Raw genomic sequence first — 17555 nt, 5'->3', positions numbered from 1 at the left:
CTCACAGGGAGTGATTACTTGCTCAGCATCGACAGGCGGAACTGGAACGACGGGTCGAGCGTTTCGTCAATGCCCTTGACGTTCTTGTCCGCAACGGCGATCTGGTTGCCCTGCAGCAGCGGCAGCGTGGGCAGCTGCTTGGCCAGGTCGTCCTGGATGTCGCCGATGAGCTTTTCGCGCTTGCCTTCGTCCGGCTGCGAAACCTGTTCGAGCAGCTTCTTGTTGATGCTGTCGTCCTGGAAGTGGTTGGCGAGGAACGCCGGTTCTTCCTTGGTGTTGTAGAAGAACGGAACCAGGTAGTTGTCAGCGTCGGAGTAGTCCGGGAACCAGCCCAGCTGGTACATCGGGTAGACGTCGTTGGTGCGGTCCTTGGCGTACTGCACCCACTCGGTCGACTGGAGGTCCACCTTGAACAGCTGGGTGTCTTCCAGCTGCTTCTTCACAGCGGCGTATTCGTCACCGGAAGACGGCCCGTAGTGGTCCGGGTTGTACTGCAGCTTGATGTTGACCGGGGTTTCCACACCGGCGTCTTCGAGGAACTTCTTGGCGGCGTCTGTGTCCGCGCCGCCCTGCTTGTCGCCGTAGAGGCCCTTGAGTGATTCGTTTGCACCCTTCATGCCTTCGGGCACGTAGGAGTACAGCGGCTGGTAGGTGTCCTTGTAGACGTCCTTGGCGATTGCCGCGCGGTCAACGGCCGATGCCATGGCCTGGCGGACGGCCAGAGCCTTCTTTTCGTCCGGGTTGTCGGACTTCGCACCGTGGGGCATCGTGTCGAGGTTGTACACGATGTAGCGGATTTCGCCGCCGGGACCCTTGTGGACGGTGAGGTTGTCCTTGCCTTCGAGGTCTTCAATGTCGGTCGGCGACAGCGAACGGTAGGCGACGTCGATGCTGCCCTTTTCGACATCGAGCTTCATGTTGTTCGCGTCGGAGTAGTACTTCATCTGCACTTCGGCGCTCTTGGCGGCCTCGCCGCCGCCGGAGTAGCCGTCGTACTTCTTGTAGGTGACCAGTTCGTTGAACTTGTAGGTGTCGATTTCGTACGGGCCGGCAAAGGCCTTGCCCTTGACGATCTCGTCGTCCTTCGTGATGGCGTCGGCGGCGAAGACGTCTTCGTCGACAACCGGTCCGGCCGGGCCTGCAAGCACCAGCGGGAAGGTCTGGTCGTTTTCGCGGTTGAGCTTGAAGACGACCGTCTGATCGTCGGGGGTGTCAATCGAGTCGATTGCGGTCAGCAGCGAAGCCGGTCCGTTGGGGTCCTGGATCTTGGTCTGGCGCTCAAAGCTGAACTTGACGTCCGAAGAGGTCAGTTCATTGCCGTTGGCGAACTTGAGGTCCTTCTTGAGCTTGACTTCGTATTCGCCCGGCTTGACGAAGTCAGCAGATTCCGCGATGCCCTCGCGGATTTCCGAGGTCCCGGGCTTGTACTCCATGAGGAACGGGAACACCTGCTGCATGACGAAGAACGAACCGTTGTCATAGGAGCCCGCAGGGTCGAGCACAGTGATCTTGTCGGTCGTGCCGACGCTCAGGGCGCCGCCTTCACCGGAGTCGGAACCTCCGGTGGTCGAGGACGAGCATGCACTCAGTCCCAGTGCCAGGGCGGCAGCTGCAGCAGCCAGTCCCGCCGCACGCTTCTTTACGGCCATGAAGCCATCCTTTCGTTGCGAACCGCCAGACCGGCGGCCCAGACCATTGCCGCGACCGCATTCATTGAATATTCACAGGTCGCTCAGGGTGCGTTAAGGATACCAAGGTCTGAGCCTTGAGTGTGTCTCAGGTAACCCAAAGAACGAGGTGCCGCTCACCTTTTCGGTAAGCGGCACCTCGTTCTGTGTTCAGGCGGGAGCCCTTCAGCTCATCTTCGTCCCAGCGGAGCCGAGCTGCTGGCAGGCTTCGACAATGCGGGCGGCCATACCGGCTTCAGCTGCACGGCCCCACGCGCGGGGGTCGTACATCTTCTTGTTGCCGACCTCGCCGTCGACCTTGAGAACGCCTTCGTAGTTGGCGAACATGTGGTCGGCCACGGGGCGGGTGAACGCGTACTGCGTGTCGGTGTCGATGTTCATCTTGACCACGCCGTAGGACACCGCGTCGGCGATCTCCTGCGCGGTGGAACCGGAACCGCCGTGGAACACCAGGTCAAACGGCTTGTCCTTGCCGTACTTCGCACCGACCTCGTCCTGGATTTTCTTCAGCAGCTCAGGGCGCAGGCGGACGTGCTCGGGCTTGTAGACGCCGTGGACATTGCCGAAGACCAGCGCGGTGATGTAGCGGCCTCGCTCACCCAGGCCGAGCTTTTCGACAATTGCGATCCCGTCTTCAACAGACGAGTACAGCTTTTCGTTTTCGCCGCCCTTCACACCGTCTTCTTCGCCGCCGACCGCGCCGACCTCGATTTCGAGGATCTGCTTGGCCCGGCTGGTCAGTTCCAGCAGCTCTTCGGCGATTTCGAGGTTTTCGCCGACCTCAATGGCCGAACCGTCCCACATGTGCGACTGAATGAGCGGGTCTTCTCCGCGGTCAACGCGCTCCTGGGATACCTGGATGAGCGGCTTCACCCAGTCTTCGACCTTGTCCTTCTGCGCGTGGTCAGTGTGCAGGGCGACCGTCACGCCGTAGTTCTTGGCAACCGTGTGAGCGTATTCGGCCAGCGCGATCGAACCGGTGACCCGGTCTTTGACAGTTGCACCCGAGGCGAACTCAGCACCGCCGAAGGAGAACTGGATGATGCCGTCGGATTCGGCTTCCGCAAAGCCGCGCAGCGCGGCGTTGATGGTCTGGGAGCTCGTGACGTTGATGGCCGGATAGGCGAAACCGCTCGCTTTGGCCCGGTCGAGCATTTCGGCGTACTGATCAGGGGTCGCAATTGCCATGAACACTCCTGCGCTTAGGGGATTGCTTCAGTCGCAATCATTCTACGCACCCGATTTTGACCGTAGTCTTAACAGCATGAGCCCAAGCACAGACTCTGCTGGCCCGGTCGACGGCCAGCCCACCGGCGCCTCGCCCGCGTTACCTGCAGGCCCTTCACTCGAACCCGCAGACCCCGCCGCACCCGCGCGCACCAATCTCCTGCAGGCGGCGGCCTGGGCGCTGTGGGACTGGGGCAGTTCGGCGTATTCGGCCGTGATCGTGACCTTTGTGTTTGCCCCGTACCTCGTAAAGGCGGTTGCCGACGACCCGGTTTCGGGCGCCGCCGCCCTCGGTTGGGCCTCCGGTCTGGCGGGCCTGGTTGTTGCGGTTGTCGCACCCGCCGCCGGTGCGCGTGCCGATGCGAAATCACGCCACAGGCTCCTGCTGACCACCTACACCGGCATTGTCGTCGCCTGTATTTTTGCGCTGGCGTTCATCAAGAGCGAACCGGTGTTCTTCTTGCCCGGACTGGTCTTCTTGGCCGCGGCGTCCGTTTTCTTCGAACTCGCCCAGGTCAGCTACAACGCAATGCTGGGACGGATTGCCGCACCGGGCAGCGTGGGGAAAGTGTCGAACATCGGCTGGGGCTTCGGCTACCTGGGCGGTCTGGTCATGCTGCTCATTGCGCTGTTCGCCTTCATCCTTCCCGAAGTGGGGCTCTTCGGCGCCGTCAGCGAAGACGGTTGGCGGTTCCGACTGGTGGCAGGTGCTACCGCCGTGTGGTTTGCGGTGTGGGCTGTTCCGCTGATCTTCCTGGCCCCGCACGATGCATCGCGCGCCGAGGCCCCGATTGCCCGCGCCCGGTCGGGCAATCGGGTCGCACACTGGTTCACCAGCTGGAAGCAGGACTACGCGGACCTGTTCCGCAGGCTGAAAGACCTCTTCCAGAACGACCGCCAGACCTTTGTCTTCTTCATCGCCTCAGCTGTTTTCCGCGACGGGCTCACCACGATCTTCGCGGTGGCCGGGGTGCTCGCCGCATCCGCCTACGGCTTCACGGAAACCGATGTGATCTACCTGGGAATCGCCGCGAATGTCGTGGCCGCCATCGGATGCCTGGTGTCGGGCCCGCTCGACGATGCGGTCGGGCCCAGAGCCGTCATCATCACCGGGCTTTCCTGCCTGTGCATTGGTGCAGTGCCCATCCTGCTGTCTGACAACGCGACCGTGTTCTGGGCGTGCGCCCTTTTCCTGTGTCTGTTCGTCGGACCGGTCAATGCGTCGAGTCGTTCGTTCCTCACCCGCATCACTCCCCCGGAGCGGGCAGGCGAGAACTTCGGCCTGTACGCAACCACGGGCCGAGCCATCAGCTTTCTGGGACCGTGGCTGTTCAGCCTGTCAATCACCATCTTCGGCTTCGAGCGCGCCGGTGCCGCCGGCATCATCGTCGTTCTGCTTCTGGGACTCACGCTCATGCTCGCAGTACCGCGCACCGGCCCCGGCCACAGGCGAGCCGAACAGGCCGCCCAGTCATGACTGGTCCAGCCCCGACCGGCACCTGGGCAGCACAGGACCGGCACCTCGGCACGACAAGTCCGGCGCCTCCGGCAGGGCTTTCGCCAAAGCAGCCGACAGCGTTTACCCGGTACTGACAGACACAGATTTTTCTAAAGTGCGGGGCGGGCCATAGTATGGGCTCAAACCAACCAAACGAACGATCAAATCTGATCGGGGAAGAGGACCGATGGACAGCCTTTTCAGCAAAGAAGAGTTGGAATTCGCAGAAGAGATGCGGAACTTCTACCGCACTGAAATTCCCGAAGACATCCGCTACCGCGTGGCAATCGGCCAGGAAGTCTCCAAAGACGACATGGTCACCACCCAGCGCATCCTCAACAAACACGGCCTGGCCGTGCCCAACTGGTCGCTTGAGTACGGCGGCCGCGACTGGACGCCTGTCCAGCGCCACATCTACCTGGACGAAATGCAGACGGCCTGCGTTCCGCACCCGCTGCCGTTCAACGCATCCATGGTCGGCCCCGTGATCGACACCTTCGGCTCGAAGGAAATCAAGGACCGCTTCCTTCCGGCGACCGCCAACCTCGACATCTGGTGGTCGCAGGGCTTCTCCGAGCCCAACGCCGGATCTGACCTCGCATCGCTGAAGACCTCAGCTGTGCGCGACGGCGACAAGTACATTGTCAACGGACAGAAGACCTGGACCACGCTCGGCCAGTACGGCGACTGGATCTTCTGCCTGGTGCGCACCGACCCCAACGTCAAGAAGCAGGCGGGCATTTCGTTCCTGCTGATCGACATGACCTCGCCGGGTCTGACCGTCCGCCCCATTCAGACGATCGACGGCGGCGTGGAAGTCAACGAAGTGTTCTTCGAAAACGTCGAAGTCCCCGCTGAGAACCTCGTCGGCGAAGAGAACAAGGGCTGGACCTACGCCAAGTTCCTCCTGGGCAACGAGCGCACCGGAATCGCCCGCGTCGGCGAATCCAAGGTCAACCTGGCTCGCGCCAAGGCCTACGCGGCAGCGACCAAGACACAGCGCGGCTCCCTGCTGGACGACCCGCAGTACTCCACCCGGATCGCCAAAATCGAAGCCGAACTCAAGGCACTCGAAATGATGCAGCTGCGCGTTCTGTCCACCCAGGTGGCAGGCTCCGACGCGCCCGACCCGCGGTCGTCGATCCTCAAACTGCGCGGTTCGGAACTCCAGCAGGACATCACCGAACTGCTCATGGACGTCGTCGGCCCCCAGGGCATGGACTTCGTCGACTCGGCACAGGTCAGCGATGGCTTCACCAACCTGTCCCAGGCAGCGGTCTCAGCCACGCCGCGCTACTTCAACACGCGCAAGGTGACGATCTACGGAGGCTCCTCCGAAGTCCAGCGCTCCATCATCTCCAAGGCCATCCTGGGTCTGTGACCTGCTGAAGAACGAGAGGTATAGAAAATGGATCTTGAACTCAATGACATCCAGCAGGAACTCAAATCGACCGTCGGGCGCCTGCTGAAAGACAAGTACAGCGCCGAAGCGCGCGAAGAGATTCTGCGCTCGGAGGCCGGCTGGAGCCAGCAGATGTGGGACCAGTTCGCACAGCTGGGGCTCATGTCCCTGCCGATTGAAGAAGAATACGGCGGCGCTGGCATGGGATTTGCCGAAGTCGCCGTCGTCATGGAGGCATTCGGCCGCGCACTCGTGCTCGAACCGTACCTGCCTACAGTCATCCTGGGCGCAGGCCTCATCCAGGCCGCCGGCAGCGAAGAGCAGAAGTCTGAACTGCTGCCCGCGGTTGCCGCAGGCGAACTCAAACTGGCCTTTGCCGCTCAGGAACCGGCTGGCCGCTATGACTTCCTCAACCCGACCACCACGGCGCAGGCCTCCGGTGACGGCTACACCGTTTCGGGTGAAAAGGCACAGGTCATCGGCGGCGATGCAGCCGACACCTTCGTCGTCACAGCAAAGGTCGACGGTGAACTCGGACTGTTCCTCGTCAAGGCCGACGCCGACGGTGTGACCGTCGACCCGCGCACCCAGGCCGACGGTCTGCGCAGCGCATCCGTCCTGTTCGACGGCGCACCGGCCCAGCGTCTAGAGGCCGGCGACCCGACGGCGGCCGTCGAACGCGTCCTCGACACCGCTCAGGCGGCCCTGGCCGCTGAAGCCGTCGGCGCAATGGAAGCCGCCCTGTTCATGACGGCCGAATACCTCAAAACCCGCGAACAGTTCGGCGTGCCGATCGGCGTCTTCCAGGCTCTGCAGCACCGCGCAGCAGACGCCTACGCAAAGCTCGAAGAAGCCAAGTCGATGGCGCTGTACTCCAAGCTCGCAATTGAGGCTGACACCGAAGGAGACTCGAAGACCCGCCACGCGGACGTGCTGGCCGCCAAAGTCATCATCGACCAGTCGGCAAAGCACATCTTCGAAGAGTCCATTCAGATGCACGGCGGCATCGGCATGACGATGGAATACCCCATCGGCCACTACGCCAAGCGCCTGACCGTCATCCCCCGCACCTTCGCAGCTCCCGACCAGGCCCTGGTCGAACTCGGCGAAGCCGGCGGTCTGCTCGAACCCTACGCAGCTGATCTCTGATACGTGCGGCTGAGCCGAGCACCGGCTCACGCAACACAAAGCACGAGGTGCCGCTCACCAAAATGGTGAGCGGCACCTCGTGCTTTTGTCATCTTCTGTCACCCGCGAGCGGGGGCGTCTGAAACCAGCTGGACGTATGGCTCTCAGCTGACGGTCTGGCCGAATTCCCACCTGCGGATCCAGGCGTGCATGGCGATTGCCGCCGCGGCTGCCGCGTTCATGGAGCGGGTTGAGCCGTACTGCTGGATCGACAGTACGGCTTCGCACGCTTTGTGCGCGCTGTCCGTCAGACCGATCGACTCCTGGCCGAACAGGAAAACGCAGTCGCGCGGAAGGTCGCAGCTTTCCAGCGGCGTGGAATCGGGGAAATTGTCAATGCCGATCAGCGGCAGACTTCGCTCAGCACACCACGCGGCCAGATCATCTGCACTGGGGTGGTGCAGAACGTGCTGGTAGCGGTCGGTGACCATGGCGCCTCGGCGGTTCCAGCGCTTTTTGCCGACAATGTGCACAGCAGCGGCATTGAAGGCATTTGCGGTGCGCACAACCGAGCCGATGTTGAGGTCGTGCTGCCAGTTCTCAATGGCCACGTGGAAGCCGTGGCGGCGCTGGTCGAGGTCGGCGATGATCGCCTCCATCGTCCAGTACCGATAGCCGTCGACGACATTGCGGCGGTCACCATCGCGCAGCAGTTCGGGATCGTAGCGCTCATCCCGGGGCCACTCGCCCTCCCACGGGCCAACCCCGTGGGAGGGCGCGGCAGCCCCCGCCGGTTCTGCAGACTCTGCTGGCATTGCAGAGTCTGCAGCGGGCGGGGTCGGCTCAGTCATCCTCGTTCACGGGCTCGCAGGCCTTCTTCTTGGGCTTCTTGGAGTCGGCCTTGTCACTCTCGCCCTTGGATGCCTTACCGCCAGCCTTTGCCGCACTGCTCTTGTCGACCTTGGCAGGCTTTTCTGCGCCCTCAGCTTCGTCAGCTTCCTCGGCCTCGTCTGTGTCTGCAGGCTTCGCAGCTTCCTCAGCCTTGGCGGCCTTGCCCTTCGGCTGGCGCTTGAGCTTTGCCTTTGCGACTGCGGGACGACCGGCGATGCCCGCGCCCGAAAGCACCGTCGAGGTGTAGCGCGACACTGCAAGCATGACGAGGACAAGCGCGAGCACAGCTGCCGAAGCGGCAGACACGAGGCCATACCACCACGGGGCGGCTGTGAGCAGGTACAGCGCACCCACGCCGGTCGGTTCGGCAAACGGCAGCCACGCGGCCACCTGGGGCGCAGCGTCGGCCATGAACGGCAGCATCGGCAGAAACGCCATGACGACAATGACAACACCTGCGGCGCCCGCTGCGATCCGGCGGCCGCGCTGTGTGGCACCCATTGCGATGATGGCGAAGAGCGCGATCACCGCAATCGAGTAGAACGCGTAGCTGAGCACAAACCAGCCGAGCGCAGGCAGCGCCGCGTAGACCTCACCAGCCAGGCCGATGATGGACATGCCCAGCAGGCCGACGACTGCCGTGATGGCCAGCAGAAGCAGAGCCAACTGCGTCAGACCCCAAATGCGGCCCCACAGTGCTGCACGCGGCGGAATTGCGGAGACGATGATTTCGCTGGTGCGGGTGCGGCGCTCTTCGCGCACTCCCCGGTAGACCAGCGAGCCCAAGCTCAGCCCGGCCAGGAGAGTCAGTGCAGCCATTGTCCAGGCCACGACTTCACCGGTCGCGGGGTCAATGGGCCCGCCGTCGACGTAGGTGATTTCAGGCGTGTTGACGAGTTTGTCGAGAACCGCCTGCGGAATGCGGTTCTTGGCGATCAGCTGGTCGTTGCCCTGACCGGTGGGGTCCTGCAGGAGGAAGGCGTCGACCTTGCCGCTCTTGACAGCGTCCTGGCCCTCTTCGATGCTCGTGACGATCGTGACTGCCATACCCAGCTGCTGTTCGACCTGCGGAAGCTGCTGTTCGACCTGGGCTTTCTGCTCTTCGGGCACCATCATGGCGACGGTTTCGCTGCTGCCGGCCGATACGCCGGTCCGCGAAAAGCCGATGATGAGCGCTGCCAGCACACCGATCACAAGCATGAGCGCAGTCGCAGCGAACAGCGGGCTGCGCAGCGCCTGAGAGGTTTCGCGATTGGCCACCAGATAAGTCGCCTGCCCGCCGGTGAGGTCGCGGAATTCTGACACGAGCCCCGTCTTGGTTTCGTCACCCGTGTCCTCGCGCAGCTCATCGGGCACCTCGGCGAGCTTCCCCATGGGCTCGTCACCGAGGCTGTGCGGGTCGGGAGCCCGCCCTCCCCCGCTTAAGTCCGTATACGAGGTGGTGCTGATGTTGTCGTGATCCTCACTGCGATCCTTGTTTGCCATCAGACGTCCTCCTTGAAGATCTCCCGCAGGCTGGCGGGCTGAGCGGCGGTTGTGGCTGCGCGGCCCTTTCGCAGCTGTTCGGCTGTTCCGTGGGCGATGACACTGCCGTGGCCGAGCACCAGGATGTCGTCGGCGTACTGCTCGATGAGATCCCAGTCCTCAGACGTGACGATGATGGGCACACCGGCATCCGCGTGGTCGGACAGCAGACCGAAGACGAGCTTGGCAGATGCCATGTCGAGGCCCTCACCGATTTCGTCGATGACGACGACATCGGGGTCAGCGGCAAGCATCGCGGCGATGTGCACGCGAGCCTGCTCTGTGCCCGACAGCTGGGACAGTGGAACATAGGCGCGGTCGGACAGTTCGAGCCGCGCCAGCAGGGTGACGGCGTTGCGCTCAGCCGCGCCGAGCGTCATGCCGTGCAGGCGGGCCATGTAGACGATCTGCTCCATGACTTTCATAGAGGGGAAGCCGCCGCGTTCGGCAGGCAGGTAGCCGAAGTTCTGGCGGTCGCCGCCGACGAGCTCGTTGTCTTCGAGCTTCACGGTGCCGCTTTCGGGTTCGATAACGCCCATGATGGCGCGAGCGAACTCGGTCTTGCCAGCGCCCTTGGGGCCCACAACACCGAGGATTCGACCCGGAACGGCTTTGACGGATACGTCGTCGAGCCACAGTCTGCGCTGCGACTTCACAGTGATGGACGACAGTTCGAGCACAGGGTGTCCTTTCCTTTGCGGACTTTCGCCGCGTGACTTCAGTCCAGACCGAGGTCCGCGGTGGTCAATGCTGTCAGATAGCGCAGGCCTTCTGCTTCGACGCGTTCGCGCGCCCCGGTGTTGCGGTCCATGACCACGACGACGGCGACGACCTCCGCACCGGCTTCGCGCAGGGCTTCCACAGCGGTGAGGACCGATCCGCCGGTTGTCGATGTGTCTTCTACGGCAACGACGCGACGGCCGCGCACGTCCGGTCCTTCGACGCGCTTGCCCATTCCGTGTTCTTTTGCCTGCTTGCGCACCACGAAAGTATCCAGCGGGGTGCCGCGGCGAACCGAGGCGTGCATGGTGGCGGTTCCCACCGGGTCGGCGCCCATTGTCAGCCCGCCGACGGCGTCGACCTCGCTCAGCAGGCCTTCGGCTTCGAGGACGTCAAGGACGATGTCGCCCACGAGTGGTGCGGACCGGTGATCGAGAGTCACCAACCGCAGGTCCAGATAGTAGTCGGCCTGCTTTCCCGAAGACAGGGTGAAGCTGCCGCGTTTGACTGCAAGTGAGTCGATGAGCCTCAGCAGCTCCTCGCGCGTCTGCGCGGGATCGTGCGAACGTGTGTCGGTCATGGCCGCCATTGTATTCGCGAGCCGGCTGAACGCAGAACGGCGCTACTGGTCACCGGCAGCTTCACCGGCGTGAAGAACGAACGGCATCATGTCCGCAGGTGCGCCGTTCGCCTGAACCACCAGCCCCTGCTCACCCGGGTAATAGGTTTTGGTCTTCACTACCTTGAAGGAGTGCCGCTTCGAAACAATCTCACGTGCGCATTCCCCGGTGAAATGCCTCTTCAGTCCGTACTCGCTCATACGGTCTCCTTTCCAGCCCAAAAGCACTGTATCCACCTGACGAGCCTCTACCCACCCTTCAGCAGCAAAAACTCCCGCCAGCAGTGGTTGCTAAGGCGTGGATCTGTGGCTAACGGGAGTTTTCTTGCGGCTAACGGGTGGTTTTTCTGGGCAATCGGCTCGCCCACAAAACGATCGAAGGCCCGGCTGTCAGCTGCCGGGCCTTCGGAGCACTCCCCTCGAGTACCTGGACGCATCCCCATACGTCCGTGAGATCTACTCGATCCCCACCGAGTAGACGTGATTCAGCTTACATAGATAAAAATTCTTTTGTCTGCATATTTTCACTATGCGGACAGCATTTTCGCGAATATCGCCTATTGTCAATCCGCACTGCTTCTGCACGAGCGAGCATGCACCTTCAGAGCACAGCGCCCGTGACCGTGTCAGCGGCAGCCGTTAGGCTGGCCTCGTGCGAATTGTGAATTGGAATGTCAACTCGATCCGAGCCCGCGCCGAGCGCATCGGGGCTTTTCTTGACCGCTCAGACGTCGACGTCCTGGCCATTCAAGAACTCAAGTGCCGCGACAGCCAGTTTCCCGAAGACATCTTCTCCTCCCGCGGCTATGACGTCGCCTACCACGGGCTCAATCAGTGGAACGGCGTTGCAATCGCCAGCCGCGTCGGCTTGGACAATGTCGAAATCGGGTTTCGGGGAATGCCCGAATTCAACGATGCACTCGAAGCGCGCGCACTGTCAGCCGACACCGGCGGGGTGCGCGTCTATTCGCTCTACGTGCCCAACGGCCGAGAACTCGATCACCCGCACTACCACTACAAACTCGAATGGCTGAACCGCCTGCGCGATGTCGCAGCACAGCGGCTCGCCGCAGACCCCGACGACCGCTTTGTCATGGTCGGAGACTTCAATGTCGCACCACTGGACGAAGACGTCTGGGACATGGAGGCCTTTGCCGGCCTGACGCACGTGTCCGAACCCGAACGCGAAGCATTCCGCAATCTCGCCGACGCGGGCCTGAAGGAAACCACGCGCCAGTTCACTCCTGGCCCCGGCGTCTACACCTACTGGGACTACCAGCGTCTGCGCTTCCCCAAACGGGAGGGCATGCGCATTGACTTCCAACTGGCCTCACCCGCTCTGGCCGCAACCGCTGTCGACGCCCACATCGACCGTGAAGAGCGCAAGGGCAAAGGAGCATCTGACCACGCGCCCGTTTGGGTCGACTACCGCATCTGACAGGGAGTTCTCAATGCCAGCTCAGCCGCCGACGAACCCGCCGCCGGGCCCCTACGGGCCCAGGCCGCAGCCGCCGCACTACGGCAACATCCCCCAACAGCCCGCCTCCTTTCCCGCCCCCCCCCCACCGCCGCTGCCACCGCCCAAGAAGAGCAACACGGGGCTGATCATCGGGCTCGTCGGCGGCGGACTGGTCCTGGTGTTTGCTTTCCTCGGCATGGTGGGCCTTGGCATCTTCGGCTTCGTCGCCCTGAAATCAGAGCCCACCGCCGAACCGTCCCCGGGTGACTCATCCCCCACCAGCCGGCCCGCGCCGTTGCCGTACAGCTCCGACAAGCCCAACAGCCCGCCTCCCCCAAACGCCGATGTGAAGAGCAACCTGGGGCAGCTCAGAGCAGGCGACTGCATTGTCGACCTTTCCAACGGGACGGCCCCGACCACCGTCCCCTGCAGTGATCCGCACGTCCACCAGATCTACTCGGTGGGCCGCACGCCCAGCCAGTCGGGCACCTACCCCGGCCTTGAAACCCTCAAGCGCGACGGGAGCACCTACTGCAAAACCGCGCGCTTTGAACTCGACTCCGACCGCGCCAACGCGGACGGCCTCAAAGTGGTCTACTTCACCCCCAATGCCACCGCCTGGCAAGACCCCGAAAACCGGCGCATCATCTGCGCGGTCCAGCGCCCGGACGGCTCAGATATGACCGAGGACTACAGCCAGACCGCATAATCGGCTGGTGAACCACACAGCACTCAGGGGCGCGGAGTATTCTCCACGCCCCTGAGTGCTTAAGCGGTGACTGTCAGTCGGCGTGCTCGACCGGAACAATCGACAGCCCGCCGGATTCGGCAGCGTCGACGCGCACGGTGTCGCCATCGCGCACTTCGCCTGCCAGAATCTCCTTGGCCAGGCCATCGCCGATCGTGCGCTGCACCAGACGGCGCAGCGGGCGAGCGCCGAATGCCGGATCGTAGCCTTCCTGCGCCAGGTAGCCAGCAGCTTCGGGCGTGATCTCCAGGGCAATGCGGCGTTCACTCAGACGCTGCTGCATTGCGTCGATCTGCAGATCGACGATCCGCGCCAGGTCTTCCCTGCTGAGGGCATCGAACATGACAACGTCATCCAAACGGTTGAGGAATTCCGGCTTGAACGCGGTGCGCACCACGTCCATGACCGAATCCTCTTTTGTCTTGGCATCGAGCGTCTGGTCGACCATGAACTGGCTTCCCAGGTTCGACGTCAAAATGAGCACCGTGTTGCGGAAGTCAACGGTTCGACCCTGACCGTCGGTCAGCCGACCGTCATCAAGCACCTGCAGCAGAATGTCGAAGACATCCGGGTGTGCCTTCTCCACCTCGTCCAACAGGACCACGGAGTACGGCCTGCGGCGAACAGCCTCGGTCAGCTGACCGCCCGTTTCGTATCCGACGTAGCCCGGAGGGGCGCCGACAAGCCGGGCCACCGAGTGCTTTTCGCCGTATTCGGACATGTCAATGCGGATCATGGCGCGCTCGTCGTCAAACAGGAAGTCGGCTAGGGACTTGGCCAGTTCCGTTTTGCCCACACCGGTCGGCCCCAGGAACAGGAACGAACCCGTGGGACGGTTGGGATCAGAAACCCCGGCGCGCGCACGGCGGATAGCATCCGACACGGTTTCAACGGCCTTCTTCTGGCCGATGAGCCGCTTGCCGATGTGCTCTTCCGCGTGCAGCAGCTTCTCCCGTTCGCCTTCCAGCAGACGACCGGCGGGAATGCCCGTCCACGACGATACGACTTCGGCGATGTCGTCGGCCGTGACCTGTTCGCCCACCATCTGCTTGGCCTGAGATCCGGCAGCCGATTCGGCTTCTTCTGCCGCGGCGATCTCCTTTTCGACCTGCGGGATTTCGCCGTACAGCAGGCGCGATGCCGTTTCGAGGTCCGTGTCGCGCCGCGCAATCTCCGCCTGGCTGCGCAGATCATCCAGCTTCTGCCGCAGTTCGCCCAGGCGGTTCAGACCTGCACGCTGTGATTCCCAGGCCGCGGTCAGACCGGACAGGGTTTCCTGCTTGTCTGCAAGGTCTTCGCGCAAAGCGGCCAGCCGCTCCTTCGAAGCCTCGTCGGTTTCAGCTGACAGCGCCATCTCCTCCATTTTGAGGCGGTCGACATCGCGCTGCAGCTGGTCGATTTCGACAGGTGCCGAATCGATTTCCATGCGCAGACGGCTGGCGGCCTCATCTACGAGGTCGATGGCCTTGTCCGGCAGCTGCCTGTCGGTGATGTAGCGGTTCGACAGCGACGCGGCGGCAACCAGGGCGGAGTCTGCGATCGTCACCTTGTGGTGAGCTTCGTAGCGCTCCTTCAGCCCGCGCAGAATGGCAATCGAGTCCTCCACGCTCGGCTCTCCCACGAACACCTGCTGGAACCTGCGCTCCAAGGCGGGGTCCTTTTCGATGTTCTCGCGGTACTCGTCAAGCGTTGTCGCACCCACCAGCCGCAGTTCGCCGCGGGCCAGCATGGGCTTGAGCATATTGCCCGCATCCATTGCGGAATCGCCCGTGGCACCCGCACCGACGAGCGTGTGGATTTCGTCGATGAAGGTGACGATCTGACCTTCGGAGTTCTTGATCTCCTCAAGAACGGCCTTCATGCGCTCTTCGAATTCACCGCGGTACTTTGCGCCTGCCACCATGGCCGACAGGTCGAGGCTGACCAGCTGCTTGCCGCGCAGGCTTTCGGGAACATCGCCTGCGACCATGCGCTGCGCGAGACCTTCGACAACGGCGGTTTTGCCCACACCGGCTTCGCCGATGAGCACCGGGTTGTTCTTTGTGCGACGCGACAGCACTTGAACGACCCTGCGGATTTCGGAGTCGCGGCCGATGACGGGGTCGAGTTTCCCGTCGCGGGCCTGCTGGGTCAGGTCGATGCCGTACTTCTCCAGCGCCTGGAAGGTGTCTTCCGGGTTTTCGCTGGTGACCTTGCGACCGCCGCGGACTTCCGGCAGGGCGGCAAGCAGCGCGTCGCGGGTAATGCCTTCGGCACTGAGCAGCTTGCCGGCTTCACCGGAATCGGCCGCGACACCCAAAAGGAGGTGTTCGGTTGAGACGTACTGGTCACCGAGTGCCTGCATTTCCTTTTCGGCGCTGCTGATGACCGACAGCCCGGCCCTTGAGAGCTGCGGTTGGCTGACGGACGATCCGCTGGCAGACGGCAGTCCGGCAACGACGGCCTGAGCACGGCTGCGAATATCCTGGGGACGTCCGCCCAGGTGAGTGATGAGGGCTCCGGCAATGCTGTCTTCGCCCTCGAGCAGAGCGGCGAGAAGGTGCGCAGGCTCAACCTGCGAGTTTCCACGCTGCGCTGCGTCCTTGATCGCGGTGGACAGAGCCTCCTGCGATCGTGAGGTGAATTTGGTGTCCATGGGGACACCTCCCTTCCTGCAAAACTATGTTCATACAGGTAACTTCAACAAGGTTGAGTCTATTCCGCTCAACCTAAGATTTCTGTCCTTGATTCTTTTCGCGCCGCACGGTCTTTGGCAGACTGAACACATGTCTGAAGAACTGGTGACGCTCGAATACGACGGCCCGATTGCGCTCATTACCCTCAACAGTCCCGGAAACCGCAACGCCATGTCCCGGAAGATGATGAACGAACTCATCGACTCCTTCCGCACAGTCGGCAAGAACACGGAAGTTCGGACCATCGTCCTCGCGTCGACCGGCAAGGTTTTCTCCGCAGGCCATGACCTGCGCGAAGTCCAGGGAAGCGATCACGCAACCCAGCAGAACATCTTCGACACCTGCACCCTGCTCATGCGGATCATCCAGTCCATTCCGCAGCCGGTCATTGCAGAAGTGCAGGGCCTGGCAACCGCGGCGGGCTGTCAGCTGGTGGCCACCTGCGACCTCGCTGTGGCTTCTGAAAGCGCATCCTTTGCCACCCCCGGTGTGACCATCGGCCTGTTCTGTTCAACTCCGATGGTCGCGCTGTCGCGCGCGGTCAACCGCAAAACGGCCATGCGGATGCTCCTGACCGGAGAGCCGATGAAGGCAGAAGAGGCCTTCCAGCGCGGCCTTGTTTCACACACCGCACCCGCCTACGCCCTGCGCGAGCGCACACTCGAAGTGGCCCGCACCGTCGCCCAGTCCTCGTCGACCACGGTGTCGATCGGCAAGCGCGCCTTCTACGAGCAGATTTCCCTGAGCACAACCGAGGCCTACTCCCGCATGGGCCGGGTCATGGCCGACAACGCCGTGCTCACCGACGCACAGGAGGGCATTACGGCTTTTCTTCAAAAGCGTTCCCCGGAGTGGACCCACGGCCATTCCGAAGCCGAGGGCCTCGTCAGCAAGGACATCGACCGCACCTAGACCGCCGCTGCCTACACAACACTGCTCGGGCGACACCGGCCGCATACCGGCCAAAGCGGTGTGAGCGCGCTAATCTGAGCCTATGACTGTTCTTGTCACCGGCGCTTCCGGATGCATTGGGCGCGCCGTCATCTCTGCACTGCGGGCAGCCGGCCACACCCCGGTGAGCGCTGGGACGTCTGCCCCCCATGACGATTCGGTCGAGCACATCGAATGGGACATCCGCACACCCGCGGACTGCCGTGTGACCGGCCGTGACATCAGCGCCGTCGTCCACGCCGCCGGTGTCAGCGGCGGAGGCCTTTCGCAGCAGGACGCCCACAGCGTCAACGTCACGGGAACCCGCAATGTGCTCGACGCGTTCCCCCGGGCCCGCTTCATCTTCCTGTCCTGTGCCGATGTCTATGACCCCCGCCGCGGGCTCCGGGACATTTACGAAGAGCACGGACCTGCGGACCTTGCGTGCTTTACCACCGAGTACGAACGCTCGAAGGTCGAAGCCGAAAAGGTTGTCACCCGCCTGCGCCCGGACGCGCTCATCCTGCGCCCGGCTCCCGTCTACGGTCCGGGTGACCGGCGCAATTTTCCTTTTCTTCAGTCACTTGCCACTAAGAAGGGCGTTATCGAACTGCCCGGCGGAGGCCGCCAGAAAACAGCATTGGCCAGTGCTGAAAATGTCGCCGCAGCGGTTACCGCCGGTCTGCGGCACCCAGAAGCCTACGGGCCGATCAACGTGTCAGACCCCGAACCCTATGTTCTGCGCGATGCGATCAACACGTTCATGGCCCGCACCGGCCTTGGGCCCTACAACTTTGACGACCGGGCTGCCGACCTCGCGCTGACAACGGCCTGGCTGCGCGAAAAGACCGGCCGCCGGCCAAAGGACGGGCTCGACCGCTTTGCGGTGCGCCGGATTGCCCAGTCCCGCACTCTCAATTTGGGCCGCCTGCGCAGACTTCTGCACGTCGAACCCGTTCAGGGGCTCGCCCGCAGGGACAGCTGAGACTGCCCGGCACCTGCCCCTCCCCATCCCCGGCCGCCGTTTCCTCGCACCGCTCCTCGGC

At 63.0% G+C, this 17555-nt stretch carries 15 protein-coding genes; 7 read left to right on the top strand and 8 right to left on the bottom strand.

What is annotated here, in order from left to right:
- Positions 1-14: 14 nt before the first annotated feature.
- The gene (locus tag GC119_RS06155; RefSeq protein WP_070777516.1) at positions 15-1649 is read right to left on the bottom strand and encodes an ABC transporter substrate-binding protein; all 1635 of its coding nucleotides are present in this window, start codon (positions 1647-1649) and stop codon (positions 15-17) included.
- Between the two features lie 204 nt (positions 1650-1853).
- Positions 1854-2876 (bottom strand): class II fructose-bisphosphate aldolase, encoded by a 1023-nt coding sequence (gene fbaA, locus GC119_RS06150; RefSeq protein WP_070575157.1) that lies wholly within the window; start codon positions 2874-2876, stop codon positions 1854-1856.
- Positions 2877-2952: 76 nt separating this feature from the next.
- Between fbaA and GC119_RS06145 the strand changes: the two genes are divergently transcribed.
- The 3 genes from GC119_RS06145 (at position 2953) to GC119_RS06135 (ending at position 6964) form a co-directional block, all read left to right on the top strand.
- Positions 2953-4392 (top strand): MFS transporter, encoded by a 1440-nt coding sequence (locus GC119_RS06145; RefSeq protein WP_226829316.1) that lies wholly within the window; start codon positions 2953-2955, stop codon positions 4390-4392.
- A 208-nt stretch (positions 4393-4600) separates the two neighbouring features.
- Positions 4601-5794 (top strand): acyl-CoA dehydrogenase family protein, encoded by a 1194-nt coding sequence (locus GC119_RS06140; RefSeq protein WP_070575161.1) that lies wholly within the window; start codon positions 4601-4603, stop codon positions 5792-5794.
- 27 nt (positions 5795-5821) lie between these two features.
- Entirely contained in the window at positions 5822-6964 is a 1143-nt protein-coding gene (locus tag GC119_RS06135; protein ID WP_070575163.1) for an acyl-CoA dehydrogenase family protein, read from the top strand.
- Between the two features lie 143 nt (positions 6965-7107).
- Here the strand turns inward: GC119_RS06135 and GC119_RS06130 are convergent, their stop codons facing one another.
- The 5 genes from GC119_RS06130 to GC119_RS06110 are packed head-to-tail and all read right to left on the bottom strand — an operon-like array spanning position 7108 to position 10898.
- Positions 7108-7758, bottom strand: a complete 651-nt coding sequence (locus tag GC119_RS06130) for a TrmH family RNA methyltransferase (protein ID WP_070575381.1) — start codon at positions 7756-7758, stop codon at positions 7108-7110.
- A gap of 28 nt (positions 7759-7786) precedes the next feature.
- Positions 7787-9319, bottom strand: a complete 1533-nt coding sequence (locus GC119_RS06125) for an ABC transporter permease (RefSeq protein WP_151952742.1) — start codon at positions 9317-9319, stop codon at positions 7787-7789.
- A complete protein-coding gene (locus GC119_RS06120; protein ID WP_070575169.1) occupies positions 9319-10038 on the bottom strand; it encodes an ABC transporter ATP-binding protein in 720 nt (239 codons plus the stop codon). Before GC119_RS06120 ends, GC119_RS06125 begins: the two co-directional genes overlap by 1 nt.
- 38 nt (positions 10039-10076) lie before the next feature.
- On the bottom strand, positions 10077-10667 hold the full coding sequence (gene pyrE / locus GC119_RS06115) for an orotate phosphoribosyltransferase (RefSeq protein ID WP_083304189.1): 591 nt from the start codon (positions 10665-10667) through the stop codon (positions 10077-10079).
- Between the two features lie 33 nt (positions 10668-10700).
- Positions 10701-10898, bottom strand: coding sequence for a hypothetical protein (locus tag GC119_RS06110; RefSeq protein WP_151952741.1), 198 nt, complete (start codon positions 10896-10898; stop codon positions 10701-10703).
- Between the two features lie 451 nt (positions 10899-11349).
- On the opposite strand from GC119_RS06110, the gene GC119_RS06105 reads away from it, so the two are divergent.
- Both GC119_RS06105 and GC119_RS06100 read left to right on the top strand, forming a co-directional pair.
- Complete coding sequence (locus tag GC119_RS06105) at positions 11350-12135, top strand: exodeoxyribonuclease III (protein ID WP_151952740.1); 786 nt, start codon at positions 11350-11352, stop codon at positions 12133-12135.
- A gap of 13 nt (positions 12136-12148) precedes the next feature.
- On the top strand, positions 12149-12865 hold the full coding sequence (locus GC119_RS06100; protein WP_070575177.1) for a hypothetical protein: 717 nt from the start codon (positions 12149-12151) through the stop codon (positions 12863-12865).
- 73 nt (positions 12866-12938) lie between these two features.
- Here GC119_RS06100 and clpB read toward each other — a convergent pair whose 3' ends face one another.
- Positions 12939-15539, bottom strand: coding sequence for an ATP-dependent chaperone ClpB (clpB, locus tag GC119_RS06095; RefSeq protein WP_151952739.1), 2601 nt, complete (start codon positions 15537-15539; stop codon positions 12939-12941).
- Between the two features lie 130 nt (positions 15540-15669).
- Here clpB and GC119_RS06090 point away from each other — a divergent pair, with 130 nt between their 5' ends.
- Both GC119_RS06090 and GC119_RS06085 read left to right on the top strand, forming a co-directional pair.
- Positions 15670-16491 (top strand): enoyl-CoA hydratase, encoded by an 822-nt coding sequence (locus GC119_RS06090; protein ID WP_151952738.1) that lies wholly within the window; start codon positions 15670-15672, stop codon positions 16489-16491.
- A gap of 82 nt (positions 16492-16573) precedes the next feature.
- Positions 16574-17494: an NAD-dependent epimerase/dehydratase family protein gene (locus GC119_RS06085; RefSeq protein ID WP_151952737.1), complete on the top strand. Its 921-nt coding sequence runs from the start codon at positions 16574-16576 to the stop codon at positions 17492-17494.
- Positions 17495-17555: the final 61 nt, after the last annotated feature.

It is taken from the genome of Brevibacterium sp. Marseille-P9724, from assembly GCF_902500275.1.
Taxonomy (GTDB): Bacteria; Actinomycetota; Actinomycetes; order Actinomycetales; family Brevibacteriaceae; genus Brevibacterium.
Note: the sequence above shows the minus strand (reverse complement) of the source record. Positions and strands in the feature narration are given on the sequence as shown.